Annotated in this window: 17 protein-coding genes; 8 read left to right on the top strand and 9 right to left on the bottom strand. The window is 56.0% G+C overall.

Features of this window, described 5'->3' with window-relative positions; translation table 11 throughout:
• Positions 1-310: 310 nt before the first annotated feature.
• The 5 genes from msrQ to AC2T28_RS05755 form a co-directional block, all read right to left on the bottom strand.
• Positions 311-916 (bottom strand): protein-methionine-sulfoxide reductase heme-binding subunit MsrQ, encoded by a 606-nt coding sequence (gene msrQ, locus AC2T28_RS05775; RefSeq protein WP_486747986.1) that lies wholly within the window; start codon positions 914-916, stop codon positions 311-313.
• The gene (gene msrP, locus AC2T28_RS05770) at positions 916-1,818 is read right to left on the bottom strand and encodes a protein-methionine-sulfoxide reductase catalytic subunit MsrP (protein ID WP_486747985.1); all 903 of its coding nucleotides are present in this window, start codon (positions 1,816-1,818) and stop codon (positions 916-918) included. The genes msrQ and msrP overlap by 1 nt, the downstream gene beginning before the upstream one ends.
• A gap of 68 nt (positions 1,819-1,886) precedes the next feature.
• Entirely contained in the window at positions 1,887-3,380 is a 1,494-nt protein-coding gene (locus AC2T28_RS05765; RefSeq protein WP_486747984.1) for an FMN-binding glutamate synthase family protein, read from the bottom strand.
• An 83-nt stretch (positions 3,381-3,463) separates the two neighbouring features.
• Complete coding sequence (locus AC2T28_RS05760) at positions 3,464-4,111, bottom strand: TVP38/TMEM64 family protein (protein WP_486747983.1); 648 nt, start codon at positions 4,109-4,111, stop codon at positions 3,464-3,466.
• Positions 4,108-4,704, bottom strand: a complete 597-nt coding sequence (locus AC2T28_RS05755; protein WP_486747982.1) for a TetR/AcrR family transcriptional regulator — start codon at positions 4,702-4,704, stop codon at positions 4,108-4,110. The genes AC2T28_RS05760 and AC2T28_RS05755 overlap by 4 nt, the downstream gene beginning before the upstream one ends.
• 91 nt (positions 4,705-4,795) lie before the next feature.
• Between AC2T28_RS05755 and AC2T28_RS05750 the strand changes: the two genes are divergently transcribed.
• Positions 4,796-5,611: a peroxiredoxin family protein gene (locus tag AC2T28_RS05750; protein ID WP_486747981.1), complete on the top strand. Its 816-nt coding sequence runs from the start codon at positions 4,796-4,798 to the stop codon at positions 5,609-5,611.
• A 76-nt stretch (positions 5,612-5,687) separates the two neighbouring features.
• Here the strand turns inward: AC2T28_RS05750 and AC2T28_RS05745 are convergent, their stop codons facing one another.
• A complete protein-coding gene (locus AC2T28_RS05745; RefSeq protein WP_486747980.1) occupies positions 5,688-7,454 on the bottom strand; it encodes a TadE/TadG family type IV pilus assembly protein in 1,767 nt (588 codons plus the stop codon).
• Between the two features lie 578 nt (positions 7,455-8,032).
• Between AC2T28_RS05745 and AC2T28_RS05740 the strand changes: the two genes are divergently transcribed.
• On the top strand, positions 8,033-8,326 hold the full coding sequence (locus AC2T28_RS05740; RefSeq protein WP_486747979.1) for a hypothetical protein: 294 nt from the start codon (positions 8,033-8,035) through the stop codon (positions 8,324-8,326).
• A gap of 30 nt (positions 8,327-8,356) precedes the next feature.
• On the opposite strand, the gene AC2T28_RS05735 is transcribed toward AC2T28_RS05740, so the two are convergent.
• Positions 8,357-9,016 (bottom strand): L,D-transpeptidase, encoded by a 660-nt coding sequence (locus tag AC2T28_RS05735; RefSeq protein ID WP_486747978.1) that lies wholly within the window; start codon positions 9,014-9,016, stop codon positions 8,357-8,359.
• Positions 9,017-9,566: 550 nt separating this feature from the next.
• On the opposite strand from AC2T28_RS05735, the gene AC2T28_RS05730 reads away from it, so the two are divergent.
• The 3 genes from AC2T28_RS05730 to AC2T28_RS05720 all read left to right on the top strand — a co-directional run bounded on the left by AC2T28_RS05730 (position 9,567) and on the right by AC2T28_RS05720 (position 11,808).
• Positions 9,567-10,136 (top strand): hypothetical protein, encoded by a 570-nt coding sequence (locus AC2T28_RS05730; RefSeq protein ID WP_486747977.1) that lies wholly within the window; start codon positions 9,567-9,569, stop codon positions 10,134-10,136.
• Between the two features lie 67 nt (positions 10,137-10,203).
• On the top strand, positions 10,204-11,277 hold the full coding sequence (locus AC2T28_RS05725) for a tetratricopeptide repeat protein (RefSeq protein WP_486747976.1): 1,074 nt from the start codon (positions 10,204-10,206) through the stop codon (positions 11,275-11,277).
• Positions 11,278-11,469: 192 nt separating this feature from the next.
• Entirely contained in the window at positions 11,470-11,808 is a 339-nt protein-coding gene (locus AC2T28_RS05720) for a hypothetical protein (protein WP_486747975.1), read from the top strand.
• Between the two features lie 78 nt (positions 11,809-11,886).
• Here the strand turns inward: AC2T28_RS05720 and clpB are convergent, their stop codons facing one another.
• The gene (gene clpB, locus AC2T28_RS05715; RefSeq protein WP_486747974.1) at positions 11,887-14,505 is read right to left on the bottom strand and encodes an ATP-dependent chaperone ClpB; all 2,619 of its coding nucleotides are present in this window, start codon (positions 14,503-14,505) and stop codon (positions 11,887-11,889) included.
• Positions 14,506-14,733: 228 nt separating this feature from the next.
• Between clpB and AC2T28_RS05710 the strand changes: the two genes are divergently transcribed.
• The 3 genes from AC2T28_RS05710 to pyrF all read left to right on the top strand — a co-directional run bounded on the left by AC2T28_RS05710 (position 14,734) and on the right by pyrF (position 16,518).
• Complete coding sequence (locus AC2T28_RS05710; protein WP_486747973.1) at positions 14,734-14,985, top strand: hypothetical protein; 252 nt, start codon at positions 14,734-14,736, stop codon at positions 14,983-14,985.
• 47 nt (positions 14,986-15,032) lie between these two features.
• Positions 15,033-15,734, top strand: coding sequence for a methyltransferase (locus AC2T28_RS05705; protein WP_486747972.1), 702 nt, complete (start codon positions 15,033-15,035; stop codon positions 15,732-15,734).
• Positions 15,735-15,798: 64 nt separating this feature from the next.
• Positions 15,799-16,518 (top strand): orotidine-5'-phosphate decarboxylase, encoded by a 720-nt coding sequence (gene pyrF, locus AC2T28_RS05700; protein WP_486747971.1) that lies wholly within the window; start codon positions 15,799-15,801, stop codon positions 16,516-16,518.
• A gap of 390 nt (positions 16,519-16,908) precedes the next feature.
• Here the strand turns inward: pyrF and AC2T28_RS05695 are convergent, their stop codons facing one another.
• On the bottom strand, positions 16,909-17,328 hold the full coding sequence (locus AC2T28_RS05695; protein ID WP_486747970.1) for an NUDIX hydrolase: 420 nt from the start codon (positions 17,326-17,328) through the stop codon (positions 16,909-16,911).
• Positions 17,329-17,389: the final 61 nt, after the last annotated feature.

Below are 17,389 nucleotides of genomic sequence, written 5' to 3'. Positions count from 1 at the left end.
AGCGCCTCAGCGCCGCCGGTAAGGGGGGTTCTAGTGTTACCTCTCAAGGTCCGCAACACCTAAATTCAATAAATCCATCTTTTTGTGAAGAAACTTCGAAAATCGGGCGAAAGCAATACGTTAGATGGCCACCCCAACCCAAATACCCACCCAAAAACACAGTTAACAACAACCAAACAACTCCGTGCCACCACATCTGGTAGCGTCGCAAGGCAAAGGCACTAAGCTGTCTTGAAGAATCCACATTTCAGCACGGTTTACCCGGCCACAATTGCGGGCCCTTCCCCACATCCATGTCTGTCGGCAGATATTAGCCCCGCGCCATCCGTACCCTGCGCCGCGGTTTGTAACGCAGACCTAACAACACCAGCACGACTGAGAGATAGATCAAAGGCTCAATCTGGAAGCCCTTGACCAGCATCATAAAGTGAACCGCCCCCATCAACGCGATGACATAGATCAGCCGATGAAGGCTCCTCCACCATTGCCCCAACTTGCGCACAGACCAGTTGTTTGAGGTCAGTGCCAAGGGAAGCATCAGGACAAAGCCAACCATACCGATGGTGATGTAGGGCCGCTTGACGATATCGGCCCAGATCTGCGGCAATAGCTGCACATCCAATAACAGCCAGACCAACAGGTGACAGGTGACATAGAAGAAGGTGAGCAGGCCAATGGCACGCCGGAACTTGAGCAGGTTCAATCCGGCATGGCGGCGCAGTGGAGTGATCGCCAAACCAAGGATCAGCAACTGGAGCGCCAATTTGCCGTATTCATGCTCCAACGCCTTGATCGGCTCAACTCCGAGCCCACCGGTGAGCCCCTGATAGAACAACCAAGGCGCAGGCAAGGCGCCAATCAGGTAAATGATCCAGGTGGGCACTCGGCGGGCAGAAACATTGAAGATGTCCCGCATCAGTACAACTTGCTCAGATCCATGCCCTCATACAGTGACGCCACTTCGTCCTCGTAGCCATTGAACATCAGCGTCGGCTGGCGCTTGGCGAACAGCCCACCGCCGATACGACGCTCACTGGCCTGGCTCCAGCGCGGATGCGAGACCTCGGGGTTCACATTACTATAGAAGCCGTACTCGCGGGCGCTGGCCATATTCCAGCTGGTTGGTGGTTCTTTGTCCGTCAGGGTGATGCGGACAATCGACTTGATCGATTTGAAGCCGTATTTCCACGGCACCACCAGCCGCAACGGCGCGCCGTTCTGGTTGGGGAGGTCTTTGCCAAAAATGCCCGTCGCCATCAGGGTCAGTGGGTGCATGGCCTCGTCCAGGCGCAGGCCTTCGCGGTAGGGCCAGTCGAGCACGCGGTAGGCGGTGCCGGGCATCTCGTCCGGGCGGTACAGGGTTTCAAAGGCAACGTATTTAGCACCGTCCTGTACGCCAGCCATGGCCAGCAAATCCGCCAGCTCAAACCCAGTCCAGGGGATCACCATTGACCAGGCCTCGACACAGCGGAACCGATAGATGCGTTCTTCGAGTGTCATTTCGGGCAAGATGTCCTGAAAGTCATAGTCACCGGGATTATCCACCATGCCGTCAATCTTGACGCTCCACGGCTTGGTGGTCAGTTGCCCGGCATGTTCCGCTGGATCGGTCTTGCCGGTGCCGAATTCATAGAAGTTACAGTATGTAGTGACCTCTTCCCAGGTGTTGGGATTTAGCTCCTCGCTGGCCTGCGCACCTGCGGCCAGACCGCTGAGCCCCAGACCCGCCATACCCGCCATGATCTGGCGCCGGTTCAAAAAGGCCGACTGTGGGGTCACATCTGCATGTGTCAGGTCATTGGTCCAACGGTGCGCCATCTAGCTCTCCTCGTGTGCTGTTCCTTTGGAGATACGCAAGCCTGGCCCAAGAGCCAAAACATATCCTGTCACGTTTCAGCGACGGGACTGTAACTTGGCATGATTTCATTCATCGGGCGTGACTGCCCACCATCCTGCATAATGCGAACGTGGCGGCGGCGGATCTGGCGCGGTTCAGACACTCCAACCGAATGGGCGATGGTTTCAACCTCGTGAGTGATTTCTCGCGCGTATGAGGCGACACGCTTGTATTTTTCCTCAGCGACCAGACCCTTTTGGAACCTTGGGTCATGGGTGGTGATGCCGGTTGGGCAGGTGTTGCGGTTACACTTCAGCGCCTGGATACAGCCCAGCGCAAACATGAAGCCGCGGGCCGAAGTGATAAAGTCGGCCCCTGCAGCCAGCGCCCAGGCCACATCACCGGGATTGACCAGCTTGCCGGACGAGACCAACCGGATGCGATCCTTGAGCCCGTGTTCATCGCGCAGGTTGGCCACCATCGGCAGCGCCTCGCGCACCGACATGCCAACCAGATCAATCAGCGGCATTGGGGCAGCACCGGTACCACCCTCGCCGCCGTCGATGGTAATGAAATCAGGTGCGCTGTCGGCTCCACGTTTCACGATGCATTCAAACAGCTCACGCATCACCGCCTCTGAGCCAATCACTGTCTTGATCCCTACGGGCTTGCCCGTCACCTCGCGAACGTGACTGATCATGTCGAGCAGGTCGCCAAAGTTCTCCATCTCAGGATGCCGGTTGGGCGAATGGCTGGCCTGGCCAACCGGGATGCCGCGAATGGCGGCAATTTCTTCGGTCACTTTGGCAGCGGGCAGGATGCCGCCCTTGCCCGGCTTGGCTCCTTGCGAGAGCTTCAGCTCAAACATCTTGACCGCATCGTGGGCGGCAACCTGCTTCAGCTTGTCATCGTTCAACCCGCCCTGATCGTTGCGCACGCCGTATTTGGCGGTGCCAATTTGGAAAACGATGTCGCAGCCGCCCTCCAAATGGAACGGGCTCAACCCACCCTCACCCGTGTTGAGCCAAACCCCCGCCTCTTTGGCCCCACGGCTTAAGGCCTGAACGGCGGGTTTGGAGATCGCGCCAAAGCTCATCCCGGAGATGTTGAAGATCGACGGAGCAAGGTACGGGACACGCGCGGTAGGACCTATTTGCAGCGGCTCAGTTTTAGCGTGCTGGTCATCCAGCGGCGGAAAGGGTGCGTTGATAAAGATCGGCGTGCCCGGCGCCGTGGCATTGCGGGTCGAACCAAAGGCAACCGTATTGCCTTTACCCGACGCTGCCCGGCCCACCCAGTCGCGCTGTGCACGGTTAAACGGCAGCTCTTCGCGGTCCATGGCAAAGAAGTATTGACGAAAGAACTCGCCCAATTCGCTGAACAGATGACGAAAGCGGCCAATCACCGGATAGTTGCGCCGGATGGCATCGCTGGTCTGGAAGCGGTCCAGCACAAACATCACCGCCGCGCCAACAACCAATGTACCGAGCACAAACACAAACGTCAGCGCCATGATCTCTAGTGCATTTGCGGCAAAATCCATATGCCACCTCCGGTCGTTTCAAAATGATCTTTGCGCCGAAGACTACATTGATTTGCCACCACTCTCAATTGCTTGGGGCGCAGCTATATCCAGCGCTTTGCCTTGGCCAACCGGTGCAAGGCCCATACCATGGCGATCCCAACCGCCGAGACCGCCAGCAACAAGGGCCAGCTCAGCGTTTTCATCTGTGCGCCCAGATAGGCAGTCAGCACCGTAATAGGAATGATCCCCAACCCAGTGGTCCAGATAAAGGTCCACACCGGCACCCGTGTCAGCCCGGCAGCATAGTTGATCAGGTTAAAGGCAATCACTGGAATGAACCGGCTCACCAACAGCGAAACCGCACCCTGCTCGCGGGTCCAGTGATCAAGCTTTTCGGCCTGCTTTGGTGGCAGCCAGGCCAGAACAGCCGCTTGCCCCAACTGGCGAGACAGTCCAAACGCCAACAACGCCCCCAGCATTGCACCTATCCAGACCAATGCGCTGCCCAACACCGTGCCAAACACCGCCCCCGCACAAAGCGCCAGGATCTCGGCTGGAAAGGGCACAAAGCTATGAACCACCATCAGCACGATCACCGCAACAGGTGCCCAGGCCCCACTGGCGCGCAGCAGATCTGCCATTTCTTCTGGGCTGGGAACGTAATCCCCCAGATAAACGGCCATTGCACCGCCCAGCAGCAACACCACAACACATCCGCAAAGCGCAGTTTGACGCGTAGAAAAGATCACTCCCCTGTCCGCCACTGCCGGATCTGAACCCCCGCCGCATCTGCAAAGGGTTTGGCAAAGGCATCATTAGGGCGTGCTTTGATTGTCAGCGACAGGCCCATCAATAGGTTCAACAGCAGATGTGCGTTGATCTCTGGGTTCACCTCCTCAGCCGCTTCACGCTGTTCAACGGCCTTGGAAAGGATCCTTGCAAAGCGGGCGTGAAGCTCTTCAAAATAGCGACCAATCCTCTGGTCCACCTCTCCGCCATCGCGATCAAACTCTGTGATCGCATTCAAAAGCAAACACCCTTGCGCGCCAATCTGTGGCATCACCTCGGGGTTGGCGCGGTTCTCGAACCAAAGCGCAAGATCCTCTAACGTAGTGTTTTCTGGATCAGGCAGATGCTCAGCCTCGACCCGGTTCATATAGGCATCCAGCGTTTCCAGAAAAAACGCCTCTTTACCTCCATAGGCAGTTTGCAGGGTGAACCGGGTCAGGCCGGTGCGTTCCTCGATCTGGCGTGTGCTGGCACCTTGATAGCCATGATCCCAGAACACCCCTTGTGCCGCATCAATCACCGTACCGTGGTCAACCTTCCGTGAGCGAGACATGTAAGCGTTGCCTTTTCTAGCCGCGTGGATAGTTATATTTCTATCCACATGGATAGCATAATCGCTATCGCCGCTCAAGCAGGAGACCCCGATGAACACCTACGCCTTACTTTCCGCCTTTGCGGGCTTTGCTATCGTTATGGGGTCGCTCACCGCCTATTTCAGCACCATCCCGCGCGGCACCGTACCGGTAAAAATCGGCGGATTTTCCGCCAAGTTGATCATCGGCGTCACGCTAGCAGCCATCGGTATCTACCTTGGCCTGACAGGCGCCGCATCAGCCGGGGCCTTAGTCTATGTGCCTGCAGTACTAGCCCTGTTCTTTGGCGGGTTCATTCTGTGGGTCCTACCCCAGCGCCACACCCCGCTAGGCGATATCAAGGTGGCCGAGGGCGACCAGATCATCCCGTTTAAGGCGCTGACTACCGAGGGCCAGCCCTTTGACAGCTCTGAACTGGCTGGCAAACGAGTACTGTTCAAATTCTTCCGCGGCGGCTGGTGCCCCTATTGCGTGGCTGAACTGGCTGCTTTCAATGAAATGGTCCCCGAGCTAGAGAAAATGGGCGTGCAGATCATAGCGCTGAGCAAGGATATCCCCAGCGAGGCCGCGCTGAACAAATCCCGTGACGGGCTGGATTTTGATCTGCTGTCCGATCCAGACCTATCGGTCATCCGTGCCTATGGCGTAGAACATCACAAGGCGCTAGGGCAGTCCAAGAACCCAAAGTCGACCATCGGCGGATTGGCCCTGGGGCTGGCTCCGTTCTCGTTCCAGGCAATGGCGATCCCCACAACGCTGCTGATTGATGAGACCGGTGTGACCCGTTGGATCGACCAGACCGACGACTACCGCCTGCGCAGCAGCACTGACCGGGTGATGGCAGCCGTAAAACAGGCGTTTGGCTAACTCCCCCTTTATCAAAGCAGTTCTGCCCAAGGATCTCCTTGGGCAGAACTAGATCGCAATATTCCTACAGCTGCTATTACTGGATCAGTCGCAGGTGCTGGATCGAAGATGCGATGGAAACAAAGGCATCTGTCAGTTCTTCGGTTTGCACTTCAAAGAAATGGCCATCCGATGATGCGCACTCCCTGATTTCCTCGATCGCGTACTCTGCTACATCCACCGCAACAGTGTAAACAATGACACCCTTATCCTTGGCCAACTGGCACTGCTGCAAGAACATCGACAAGTTTGACGACTGCCCGGATTCCAGCGTTGTATCCGACGACGGGCGCGCTGTAAGTTCGGTGGTCGAGTTCTCTTCGGTCAAGGCATCACTGGGGCGAACTTGAGCACTTGTACGACCATCCGTCATCAGCACGATGAATTTCGAGGAATCCGGGGCATCCCATTGTAGCGGCCGGTTGCTAAAGCGCGCAGGCACTTCTCCGGTTGTGCTGAGATGTTCAAACGCAGGCTGAGTGGCAGGATCCAGAAGGGCCAGCGCATATTTCATACCATAGTTGGTACCGGTCCCATCATAGAGCCGCAGGTTATCGATAAAGGTTTGCAGGCTATCGACGTCATCCTGAGCGTACTGGATGCTCATGGTATCGTCCGGGCACCAGCCCCAGTTCTGGGTGACTTCGTCGTAATCCCAGTTCACAAAATACGGAACCTGATCGATCGTTCCTTCGGGCAATCCGGTCGCCAGGAAATCCTCATAGGTCATTTCCAGGCACGAAGCGACGTTGTTTGGCACCAGGCCTGAGTAGAAATCCGAGAACTGAATTTCCATGTCCACATTGCTATACTTGGTTGGCCCCTCAAAAAGCTCGTCGCCAACGATACTGTAATAGCTGGTATCCTCTTTGCCGCCTTTGATTGTCGCGCCCAGCATCGCCAAGTTGCCTTCGAGAGCGGGGTTCAGACCCGCAATATAGTCCTGAGCATACAGGTAGTAGGTATCCAGATCGTCTTTGTTAAACATCTCGACATCGGCATCTGGATAACCTTCGATCTTGACCGAGTAGTCGATTTCTCCGTCCCCGGTGGTATCAAACCAAAACACGATGTTGGAAATATCCTGCGGCCACTCAGGGAAGTAGTTCTCGGATGTGGTTGTCCCGAACCGCTCCCCGCCCAGATATTCAAACATGGTTTCCCCAGGGTTGGTCTGCCCGGCAAAAGGGATCACGTTAATCGAGGTCTGATATGGATTTTCGGTGCCTGCATCCGGATCAGCATTTCGGCTGAGCGATGCCGAGACAAACTCTTTGGCGGCGGCCTGCATGGTCTCAACCCGGCTGTTCAGCCTCATACTCCCCGAGATATCCAGCACCAGGGAAATCTCGGTATCCGGCTCGCTTTCGATGGCTGTCGAGCCGGCATTCATCGGCAAATTGTCGACCCCCGAAAATCGCATGTATTGGGTGAAAATTGACCCCTCGGCAGTTGCCGACACCCGCCTGTGATAGGCGTCCTCCTCAACGATGACCCCCGTCAGATACGACAGCAGCCCATCGGTATTCAGATAATCGCGAACAACTATCTCGGGGTCCCTCGGTTGGTTCAAGCTCGAAGCTGCCAAAACCGCGTTATCAAGCGAGGCCTGAACCCGGGTGCGATCTCTCTCATACCGCATCAGGTCGATGCCAATACCGCCAACCATAAGCATAAGTATGAATATAAAGATCACTGGCATCATCAGAACGCCATCTTCGGCGCGCGCGAATGTTCTGAAGTGCTGCACGATTGCGCGACGAAGGCTGTCTTGATGCGATGTTAGCTTTGCTGGGCAAGTCATGGCTACATCCTTTGGATTGGAGGTCTCGTTGCCATCAACGCTATTCATCACTGTGTCGACAAACGTGCCGAAATGAGGCCGAAATACGGCACCCACCCTTATCGATGCCACTAACGCCCCTTTTGTTTACCCTCGTTGAACGCATGCGCCTTTCTTATGACGCATTGTTTTTAAACAGGGAGTTCCCCCAATCACGCAATTAGGCAGTACAGCACCCATCAGATATTTCTGATCACCTCAGGAAATGGTGACAATTCAAGACAGTTGTGAACCTTCTGTAACTTAGCCGCCAATCCACTGATTAGGGTTGTATCAACCACGATCGGCACATCTTTTCTGGGTGGCCGTTTCCGAATCTTTGTTAAGCTCTAAGCCTGTATGCGATCCGTTCTTGCCGCATCAAAATCCCCTCCCAAAGTGCCCGTGCGAGTTTAACATTCTCTTGCGGCCACAGGGACCGCCCCTGTTTAAGCAACGTGGATTCTCCCCTCCTGTGCATCACCCAAACGTCACTCGAAAAGCACTGGTTTTCCGCCACAGAATCACCCATTCTCACTCCAAAATGGGAGAGACATTCAATGACGAAAATGGTTTGGCTTATCGGCTGCGCAACGGTGCTATTGGCGTCTTGCGAAACCTCGGGCAGTGGGAACGGCGCAGGTCAAAGTGTAAAAGCATCCGACGCTGTGCGCGCGGCGGCTGGCCCCAATCAAGATCTGGAGCACGTGCGCATTGACCCGGTTGATGGCTGCTACACCTATCGCCATGTCGGTCCGGTCGAAACAACTTACCTGCCGCTCAGAACTCCCGAAGGCAGCCCCATCTGCTCGCGCGAAAAAGAAGCCGAAGCAGAACAACCCGCCCCGGCCTAATTTTAGGGACTTTGATACTGGGTCTTCCCCTTAAGTCGAGGACCCGGTTTCGGTTGCATAGAGATAGGCTGTCGATCCCGTCGCAACTTGTTCATACAATCCATTGATATGCGCCATGACCATGCGCACACAGCCCGAGCTGGACCGGGTGCCGATCGAACCCGACTGGGGTGAGCCGTGAATGCGCAGATAAGTGTCTCGGTTGCCCACAAAAAGATACAGCGCACGTGAACCAAGTGGGTTGGTCGGCCCGGCGTTCATGCCCTCTTCATGTTGCTTATAGAGATGCGGATCGCGCTCGATCATCGCCGCTGTTGGTGTCCAGGTTGGCCACTTGGTTTTGCGACCAACGGTATAAGTGCCAGGCTCGTACAGGTTGCCACGGGCAATGGCGACGCCATAGCGCATCGCGGTCCCGCCTTCCTCGATGTGGTACAAATACCGCGCCACCGCATCGACATGGATGTCACCTGGGGTCAGGTTGTCATTGGCCTGCACCCGTTGCGGCAGGAACCGATGGTGCAGCCCCCAAGGGTTTGACGTCGCCGGATCATAATCAGCCGGTGTGATCTGGGCATCCCAAGAATTCCATTTTGCCGGGTTCGAAGTGGGTCGCGCCCATGCGGTGTTGGCAATTGGAGCCGAGAACAAGGTTGCAGCCGATATCACAAAATGGCGTCTGGTTAACATGGCAGTGGGTCCTTGGATTCGGGAACGGAAGAGATGTTTCTCCAAACTATGCATGACATAGTTAAGAGCCAGTCACATAGCTGTGTGTCAGCGCTCAAACCCCGTTTTTGTGTCCAGTTTTTCCGCCAACGACGCAAGGCTGCAACAATCAATGCCGATTTACCGCTGGATCAAAGGGGCACGCCGTCTTGCCCGGCTGAGACTGCTGCTCATCGGGGGATAGCGTTATTTGCCTGTCTTGCATCTATAAGTCAGTTACTAGCGGCGACGTCGCCAAGCCGGAGAAGGCCGGGGACTTTATCCCCCGGGCGTAAATGCATTCCGATAGCGCCCCTTTCACAAGGGGGCCCTGTTCCAAGTACCGGGGATGTCAGGCCCGGCGGTGATCATGATCGACTGGCAGTCTGACAAATATTGGCAAAAACCTGGTGAACAGAGCGTACGGTGGGGTCGCAACACCACGCAATCAAACACCGGCAATCACTTGTGTTGCGCCCTGCATATTCGCATGGTGCAGACAAAGTTTGGGTTCAGGGTTAGTGAGCAGGACATGATACAACGGCTGACCATCTTTCTGTTGGTTCTTGGCACCCTTGTGTTGTCAGGCTGCGCCCAAGCGCCCGACACCTCTCAGGATCCGGTTGCCGAGCTTGCTCAGTCCATCCAAGCTCTTGGCCGAGATGTGGACCCGGCTGAGGCCCGCCGTGCGGCTGAACTCTCTTACGCGCATGCCACCCAACTGGCGCAGGACTATGGGGTGACCGACCTGCCGATATTGCACAACACCAAGGTCAACGCCGGGCTGCGCGAACGGGGCTTATGTTACCACTATGCCGAGGACATGCAGGCGCGGCTAGACCAAGAGGGGTTTAAAACCCTGACCATCCTACGCGCCATCGCCGAGCCCAGAAACGCCCTGCGCATCGAGCACAGCAGCCCAGTCATCGCCGCGAGTGGGGGCGACATTTATGACGGCATCGTACTGGACGCCTGGCGCCATGGCGGAAAACTGTTCTGGACACCGACAGTCGAGGATACGCGGTATGACTGGGAACCGAGGATGGATGTGTTGCGGAGGAAGCAGGCGCGGCAGGTGGCGCGAGGTGAGGTGACTGGGTGAGAAAATCAGTCGTGTATTTTATTATCGGTCACGCTCGGACACATTTTCACAAATTGGGTTCCTAGATATGATTGACAAACAGCGCCCAAAAGCACGGTGGCATGAAGTCTGCCTAGACTATTTTCGAGCAGCGGCCTTTGCCCTTGCAGCTAGCTGCACAGGCAGCCTTGCCACCGCTCAGGAATTTGAAACAGGTATCAAAGCCTATCGAGCGGGTGACTACGAATTAGCCCTGCAAGACTTTTTGCCATTGGCCGAGCAAGGGCACGCTATTTCTCAGTACTTACTTGGTGAGATGTATGCCAATGGCCGGGGTGTTCCCAAGGACGAGAAGGAAGCAGCACGTTGGTACCGCTTGGCTGCTGATCAGGGCAATGCATACGCACAGGAACGTCTTGCTGGGATGTACGCCCTTGGTTCAGGTGTTTTGCAAGATGACAAAGAAGCAGCGCGGTTGTTTCAACTGGCTGCTGAACAAGGTCGCAAACAAGCTCAGCATAATCTCGGTTTCATACATGCCAACGGAATTGGTGTTCCTGCGAGCGAAAAGGAAGCGTTGAAATGGTATCGGATGTCCGCCGAGAAAGGCAACATCCGGTCCCAGCTCATGCTTGGGGGCATGTACGCATATGGGAAAGGGGTCGAAGCAGATGATCACGAGGCGGTACGATGGTACAAACTGGCCGCAACACAAGGCAACGCCGAAGCCCAGTTCACCCTAGGACTTTTTATTGCAGAAGGGAAAGGGACCGTAGCAGACGACCAAGAGGCCGTAAGGTGGTACCAGTTGGCGGCAGAACAAGGCCATGCTGATGCCCAGTCCATGCTAGGAGGTATGTATGATGAGGGTAGAGGGGTTTCAGCAGACAACCAGAAAGCCATACATTGGTACAGGTTGGCCGCGAAACAGGGCGGCGCTTTCGCGCAGTACAATCTAGGTCTCAAGTACGCCAACGGCGAGGGCGTTCCGACCAATTATGTCAGCGCATATATGTGGGTGACACTCTCGGCCAAGAATGGGATCGAAGATACGGATAAATTCATCCAAGCTCTCGAAGACGTTATGAAACCGGGTGAAATCATTGAGGCCGAGCGGCTTGCAGGTCTTTGCGTGACTACAGATTACAAGGACTGCCAATAAGGCGCGCACTAGGCCAAATTTTCGATTTGGCAGCGCCCGAACCTCCCCCGTGGGGAGGGCGCTTTGCACCCACCCCTCGGTTCGGGCGCGATCTCAAAAGGAACGCATCACGAGCTACAGCTCCGTTTGAACTAGAGATTTGGGCTCAAATTGTGTCACATCACTATGATTAGTCGGGCAAAGGTACTTACGGTGAACCAAAAAGAAATTGAGAACGCGATAGATCAGTTCGCCAGAGAAGTCGTTGCTAATGCATTTGATCAAGGCGTGTGTGCCGCAGCGTTGGCCGCACAAGAAGATCCAAATGCGCCGAAAGATTTGTCGGAAAGAGAAAAACAGATAGCGGTTGCAGCGGCGCAAGGCGCTCTGACAGCGTTCTTTTCAAATCACGAGCTGGTTGGGAGTTTTTCTATTGAATTGGAGACCGAAGAGGGAACACGTTTTGATTTGGCCGATCAATATGGTGCTCCGTTGATCACCGCTTTTGAAGAGGACGGCTGGCTGGCGATGCATTCACAAAACGCCAAATAGCTTTTTCCTCCCAAAGATGCCCCTGAGGCCTAGTCCTTAAACGAAAAAGCCCGCCATCTCTGGCGGGCCTTGTTATCTTTAATGCACCACGGCGTCGTCTGGTTTGGGGCGGTTGGTGGTGCCGACGCGGTCTCCGATCAGCAGGCCGTCCGATCCGGCCGAGACCGGGATGGTGTCGCCGTCTTTGATGTCGCCGCCCAGCAGCATTTCGGCCAGCGCGTTTTGCAGGGCGCGTTGGATGACGCGTTTCAGCGGGCGGGCGCCGAACACCGGGTCATAGCCCTCATCCGCCAGCCAGGTGCGGGCGCTGTCGTCCAGCTCGAGCGTGATCTTGCGATCGGCCAGGCGTTTGATCAGGCGGGCCAACTGGATGTCGACGATGCCGTCCATATCCTTGCGCGCGAGGCGGTCAAAGATGATGGTTTCATCCAGACGGTTCAGGAATTCGGGGCGGAAGTGGGCCCGCACCGCATCCATCACATCCCGCCGTGCATCCGAGGCATCGGCCCCATCCGGCAACTGGCTGAGCGCCTGTGCGCCAAGGTTCGAGGTCAGGATGATCAGGGTTTGCTTGAAATCCACCGTGCGACCCTGACCATCGGTCAGCATGCCATCATCCAGCACCTGCAACAGCACGTTGAACACATCGGGGTGCGCCTTTTCCACCTCGTCGAACAGCACCACCTGATAGGGGCGACGGCGTACGGCCTCGGTCAGGGCACCGCCTTCGTCATAGCCAACATAGCCCGGAGGCGCGCCGATCAGACGAGCGACCGAGTGTTTCTCCATATATTCCGACATGTCGATGCGCACCATGGCGTGTTCGTCGTCAAACAGGAAGTCGGCGACGGCCTTGGTTAGCTCGGTTTTTCCCACGCCGGTTGGGCCAAGGAACAGGAATGAGCCAAGCGGGCGGTTCTCATCATTCAGACCCGCACGGGCCCGGCGCACCGCATTGGCCACGGCAGTGACGGCGGCGTTTTGACCGATCACCCGGCCATGCAGCTCATCCTCCATCCGCAGCAGCTTTTCGCGATCCCCTTCGAGCATTTTCGAGGTGGGGATTCCGGTCCAGCGTTCGACCACACCAGCGATCTGCTCAGGGCGCACAGCCTCCTCAACCATCAACCCGCTTTCCTCGCGGTTTTCAGCGTCACCCAGCTGTTTTTCCAGCTCGGGGATAACGCCATAGGACAACTCCCCCGCCTTGGCGAGGTTGCCTTCACGTTTGGAAATTTCCAGTTCGGCACGGGCCTTATCCAGAAGTTCCTTGATGTCGCGCGCGCCGGCCAATTTATCGCGTTCAGACTGCCACTGGGCGGTCATCTCAGCCGATTGTTCCTGCAGTTCGGACAGTTCCTTTTGCAGGGCCTCCAAACGGTCGACTGATGCTGCGTCGTCTTCGAGTTTCAGCGCCTCTTCCTCGATCTGCATTTGCAGGATCTGACGGTCAAGCGCATCCAGCTCTTCGGGTTTGCTGTCGACCTGCATGCGCAGGCGACTGGCGGCCTCGTCCATCAGGTCAATAGCCTTGTCCGGCAGAAAACGGTCGGTGATATAGCGCTGTGACAAGGTCGCTGCAGAGACCAGAGCGGCGTCAGCGATGCGTACACCGTGGTGCAGCTCGTACTTTTCCTTGATGCCGCGCAGGATCGAAATGGTGTCTTCGACTGTTGGTTCAGACACGACAACGGGCTGGAAGCGGCGTGCAAGGGCAGCGTCTTTTTCGACGTATTTGCGGTATTCGTCCAGCGTGGTGGCACCGATACAGTGCAGCTCACCCCGTGCTAGAGCCGGTTTAATCAGGTTGGCCGCATCCATGGCGCCGTCGGATTTACCGGCACCAACTAGCGTGTGCATCTCGTCAATGAACAGGATGATTTCACCTGCGGCCTCGGTCACCTCGGTCAGAACCGCCTTGAGACGTTCCTCAAACTCGCCACGGTATTTGGCGCCGGCAATTAGCGCCCCCATGTCGAGCGACAACAGCTGTTTGTCACGTAGAGATTCCGGCACATCACCGTTGACGATACGCAGAGCCATGCCCTCGGCGATGGCAGTTTTACCCACACCGGGCTCACCGATCAGGACCGGGTTGTTCTTGGTGCGGCGCGACAGAACCTGCATGGCGCGGCGGATTTCCTCGTCGCGACCAATGATCGGGTCGATTTTGCCCTCACGCGCGGCCTCGGTCAGGTCGTGGGCGTATTTTTTCAGCGCGTCATAGCCTTCTTCGGCGCTGGCGCTGTCGGCGGTGCGACCCTTGCGGATGTTGTTGATTGCTTCGTTCAGTCGCTGGGCAGATACACCACCTGCGTCCAGGGCATCTTTGGCCTTGGATTTGACCATACACAGCGCCATCAGCACACGCTCTACCGGGACAAAACTGTCGCCTGCTTTGGTGGCCAGTTTTTCAGCCTCGGCCAGCACCTTGGCGGTTTGGCCATCCATATAGATCTGGCCTGCACCACCGCTCACTTTGGACTGCTTCGATAAAGCGGTATCCAGCGCCTCAACAACCTGCGAGGGCTCACCACCTGCACGATTGATCAAGTTGCTAGCCAGGCCCTGGTCGTCATCCATCAATGCTTTGAGAATATGTTCGGGAACCAGCCGCTGGTGCTCTTCACGCAGGGCAATGGTCTGAGCGGCTTGCACGAAACCCCGTGCCCGCTCGGTGAACTTGTTCAAGTCCATCTGTCTCTCCTTTTACAAGCGCCCGGAAATATGAAACGCCCGCTCGGCGGCACGTCTCTGTTTGGGCCTCAGCTACCAATGTGGGAGGTCATAATGCCTCTTCAAGTACATACTGGCCGGAAAAGATGAGAAAATCACTGACGGAGATCAATCTTAGTGGTTCCGCAAGAAAGTCATAGTATTGCCAGCATTTTAGTCAAAGTGAACGCACCATCAATGGAGACCACAATGCTAGTGAGCGACATACAGATCACCCAATACCATTATGACGCAGGACAGGCCCGCCATTGTGCCAATGTTGCTATGTCGCTGACAGACCGCACCGTTAGCTTGTATTGCCAAGTAGACCTTCCGCAAGGAGGGGACACTGACACGCATCAGAAAGAACTTGCGGGTGAAGCCGTTCGCCAGTTGCGCCGGATGCCAGAGTTTCGGTCGGGCAAGCAAGAGCTGAAGCTTGCAGATCACCTGCTGGCCTGAACCCAGAAAACAGTCGACTTATCGCCCAGGGTTCAGATACTGGCGAGATGACCAAGCTTGAAAGCATCCGCAACCGCAGCCGCTGGACGGACCTGTTTGAAGGGCAATTGCAGCATGCCGGATTGGCCATTCTGCTTGCCGCAGGTGCTTTATCCTTGCTGCAAGATGCGCCAGATGCGCATCGGCTATTGGGATTGACCTCAGTCGCTTGGGCCAGGCTGTCAATCTCACTTGCACTTGTTCACCAATTCATCGTGGCCGTGGTTTTCCGCCTGCAACTGCACCGGAATGTACTGAGCCGCTGGTTGGGGACGCGTGACATGGCGGTCTGGCGGATCGTGTTCATGCCCTTGTTATTCGCCCGCCCGCTGACGCTGGTGATGGTGGGCTGGGGAAATACCGGAACGTTGAGCGGATCACGCCCCGCTAAATTTTTGCTTGGGGTTGCATTCCTTGGGCTGGCGGCTTGGGCCATTCATTCAGTTCTTATCTATTTTACCCTGCCCCGTGCGCTCGGTGGGGATCACTTCCGGGATAAGATCGCAGCACTGCCTTTGGTGAACAAAGGTGTGTTCAAATATACCTCCAACGGCATGTATGGCGTTGCTTTCCTTGGTCTTTGGGGGATTGCGCTGGTTTTTGGATCCTGGAACGCGCTGATCGTGGCCCTGTTTCAGCATTGTTATATCTGGGTGCACATGTATTGCACCGAAACCCCGGATATGCGGTGGATCTACGGCAAGGGTTGACCCCTTGTGCCCACAGCCCACTGAACATAAACAGGCGCGACCCCAAAATACAGGAGCTGATCCCATGTCCGACGACCGCTTGATTGTTGCAATGGATGTCCCGAATGCCATTCAAGGCCTGCAACTGGCCGAGACGCTGGGCGAGGCGGTGTCGTTTTACAAGATCGGCCTGGGCATGTTGACGGGTGGTGGCTTGGCGCTGGCCAACGAATTGAAACAGGAAATGGGCAAACGCATATTCTTGGACATGAAGCTGTTCGACATCGGCGCAACGGTTGAAAAAGCTGTGCAGGGACTGGCGCAGTTTGATCTGGATTTTCTGACCGTTCATGGCGACCCCTATGTGGTGAAGGCCGCTAAGGAGGGGGCCTCAGGTAAGGACCTGAAGATCCTGGCAGTCACCATTCTGACGTCGCTGGATCGCAAGGATCTGGATGGTGCGCTGATCAAAGATGGTGAAATCCGCGATCTGGTGCAAGAGCGTGCGGGCAATGCTTTTGCAGCTGGCGCGGATGGCGTCATCGCCTCACCACAAGAGGCCGCCCTGATCCGCGCGCTGCCCGAAGCCGAAGGCCGCCTGATCGTTACCCCAGGTGTTCGTCCTGCTGGCGCGGACCTTGGGGATCAAAAGCGCGTTGCCACCCCGGCAAATGCCATCGTCGACGGTGTGGACCATATCGTCGTTGGCCGTCCGATCTGGCAGGCCCAAGACCCGCTGGCCGCAGCGCAGGCCATTCTGGACGAGATGAAAAGCCCACAAGCCAGCGCGCCAAACCACAAGTAAAAGGCTAACCTTAGGTCACCCAGTCGCCAAAATGGTGCAATTGCTCAATTAATAGGCAAATTAAAAAGCACGAGCGATTTTAGGTAGTGTCGTGGGTTTTGACAGATTTGCGCAGGATGCCCCTGCGTCAACCTGTTCATTCAAAACAATTACTTTCAAAAAAGTGCGTAAAGCGCGCCAAATTGTCTCTGTGCCGCCAAAGGCACATTTTCTATGCGCCAATACCCCGTCTGGTATTCCTTACTTTGCGTTTGCGCCGAAATAGCGGAGTCTCACATTAAGACACTCCCCTTGACGGGTTCTCTTCCTGAGGTTCGTCACCTGCCCCCGCCTCAGCAGCGGGGGATTTTCTTTCTCACCTCTGCACGCACAATAGGCCCCCTTCTGCGCCTAGTCCCAGATATCGACACTTTGTTCGCTCAGATAATCCCTGAGCCGCATTGTGAAGTTCGGCACCGCCTTGGGGTGGTTGCAATATTCCTCGGGATCCATCAATTTCCAACCCTGCCCTTCTTCACCAAACCGGATGCTATCAACCTCATCAGGCGGCAAAAGCGCGACAAAAAACCAATTGTTCTGAGATCCGTTGTTATAGCGGCGCGACCAGACGATATCGATCTCTTCTAATTCCAGACCAACTTCTTCATGGGTTTCACGCAGCGCGCATTGTTGCGGAGTTTCGTCCCCCTCACGCCCTCCGCCCGGAAGGTCCCAATGGGCCGGGAATGGGATATCCGGTTTGTCATCTCGCAGAATAACCAACAATTTAGGGCCCAGAAAAACGGCCAGCTTGGCACCTTCGAATGACATGGCCGTTCCTTTTCTCTTGGTAATCACGTAGAGACAATTTTCTGATCCATCGCTAAGATGG

The organism is Parasedimentitalea nitratireducens (genome assembly GCF_057444295.1).
Note: the sequence above shows the minus strand (reverse complement) of the source record. Positions and strands in the feature narration are given on the sequence as shown.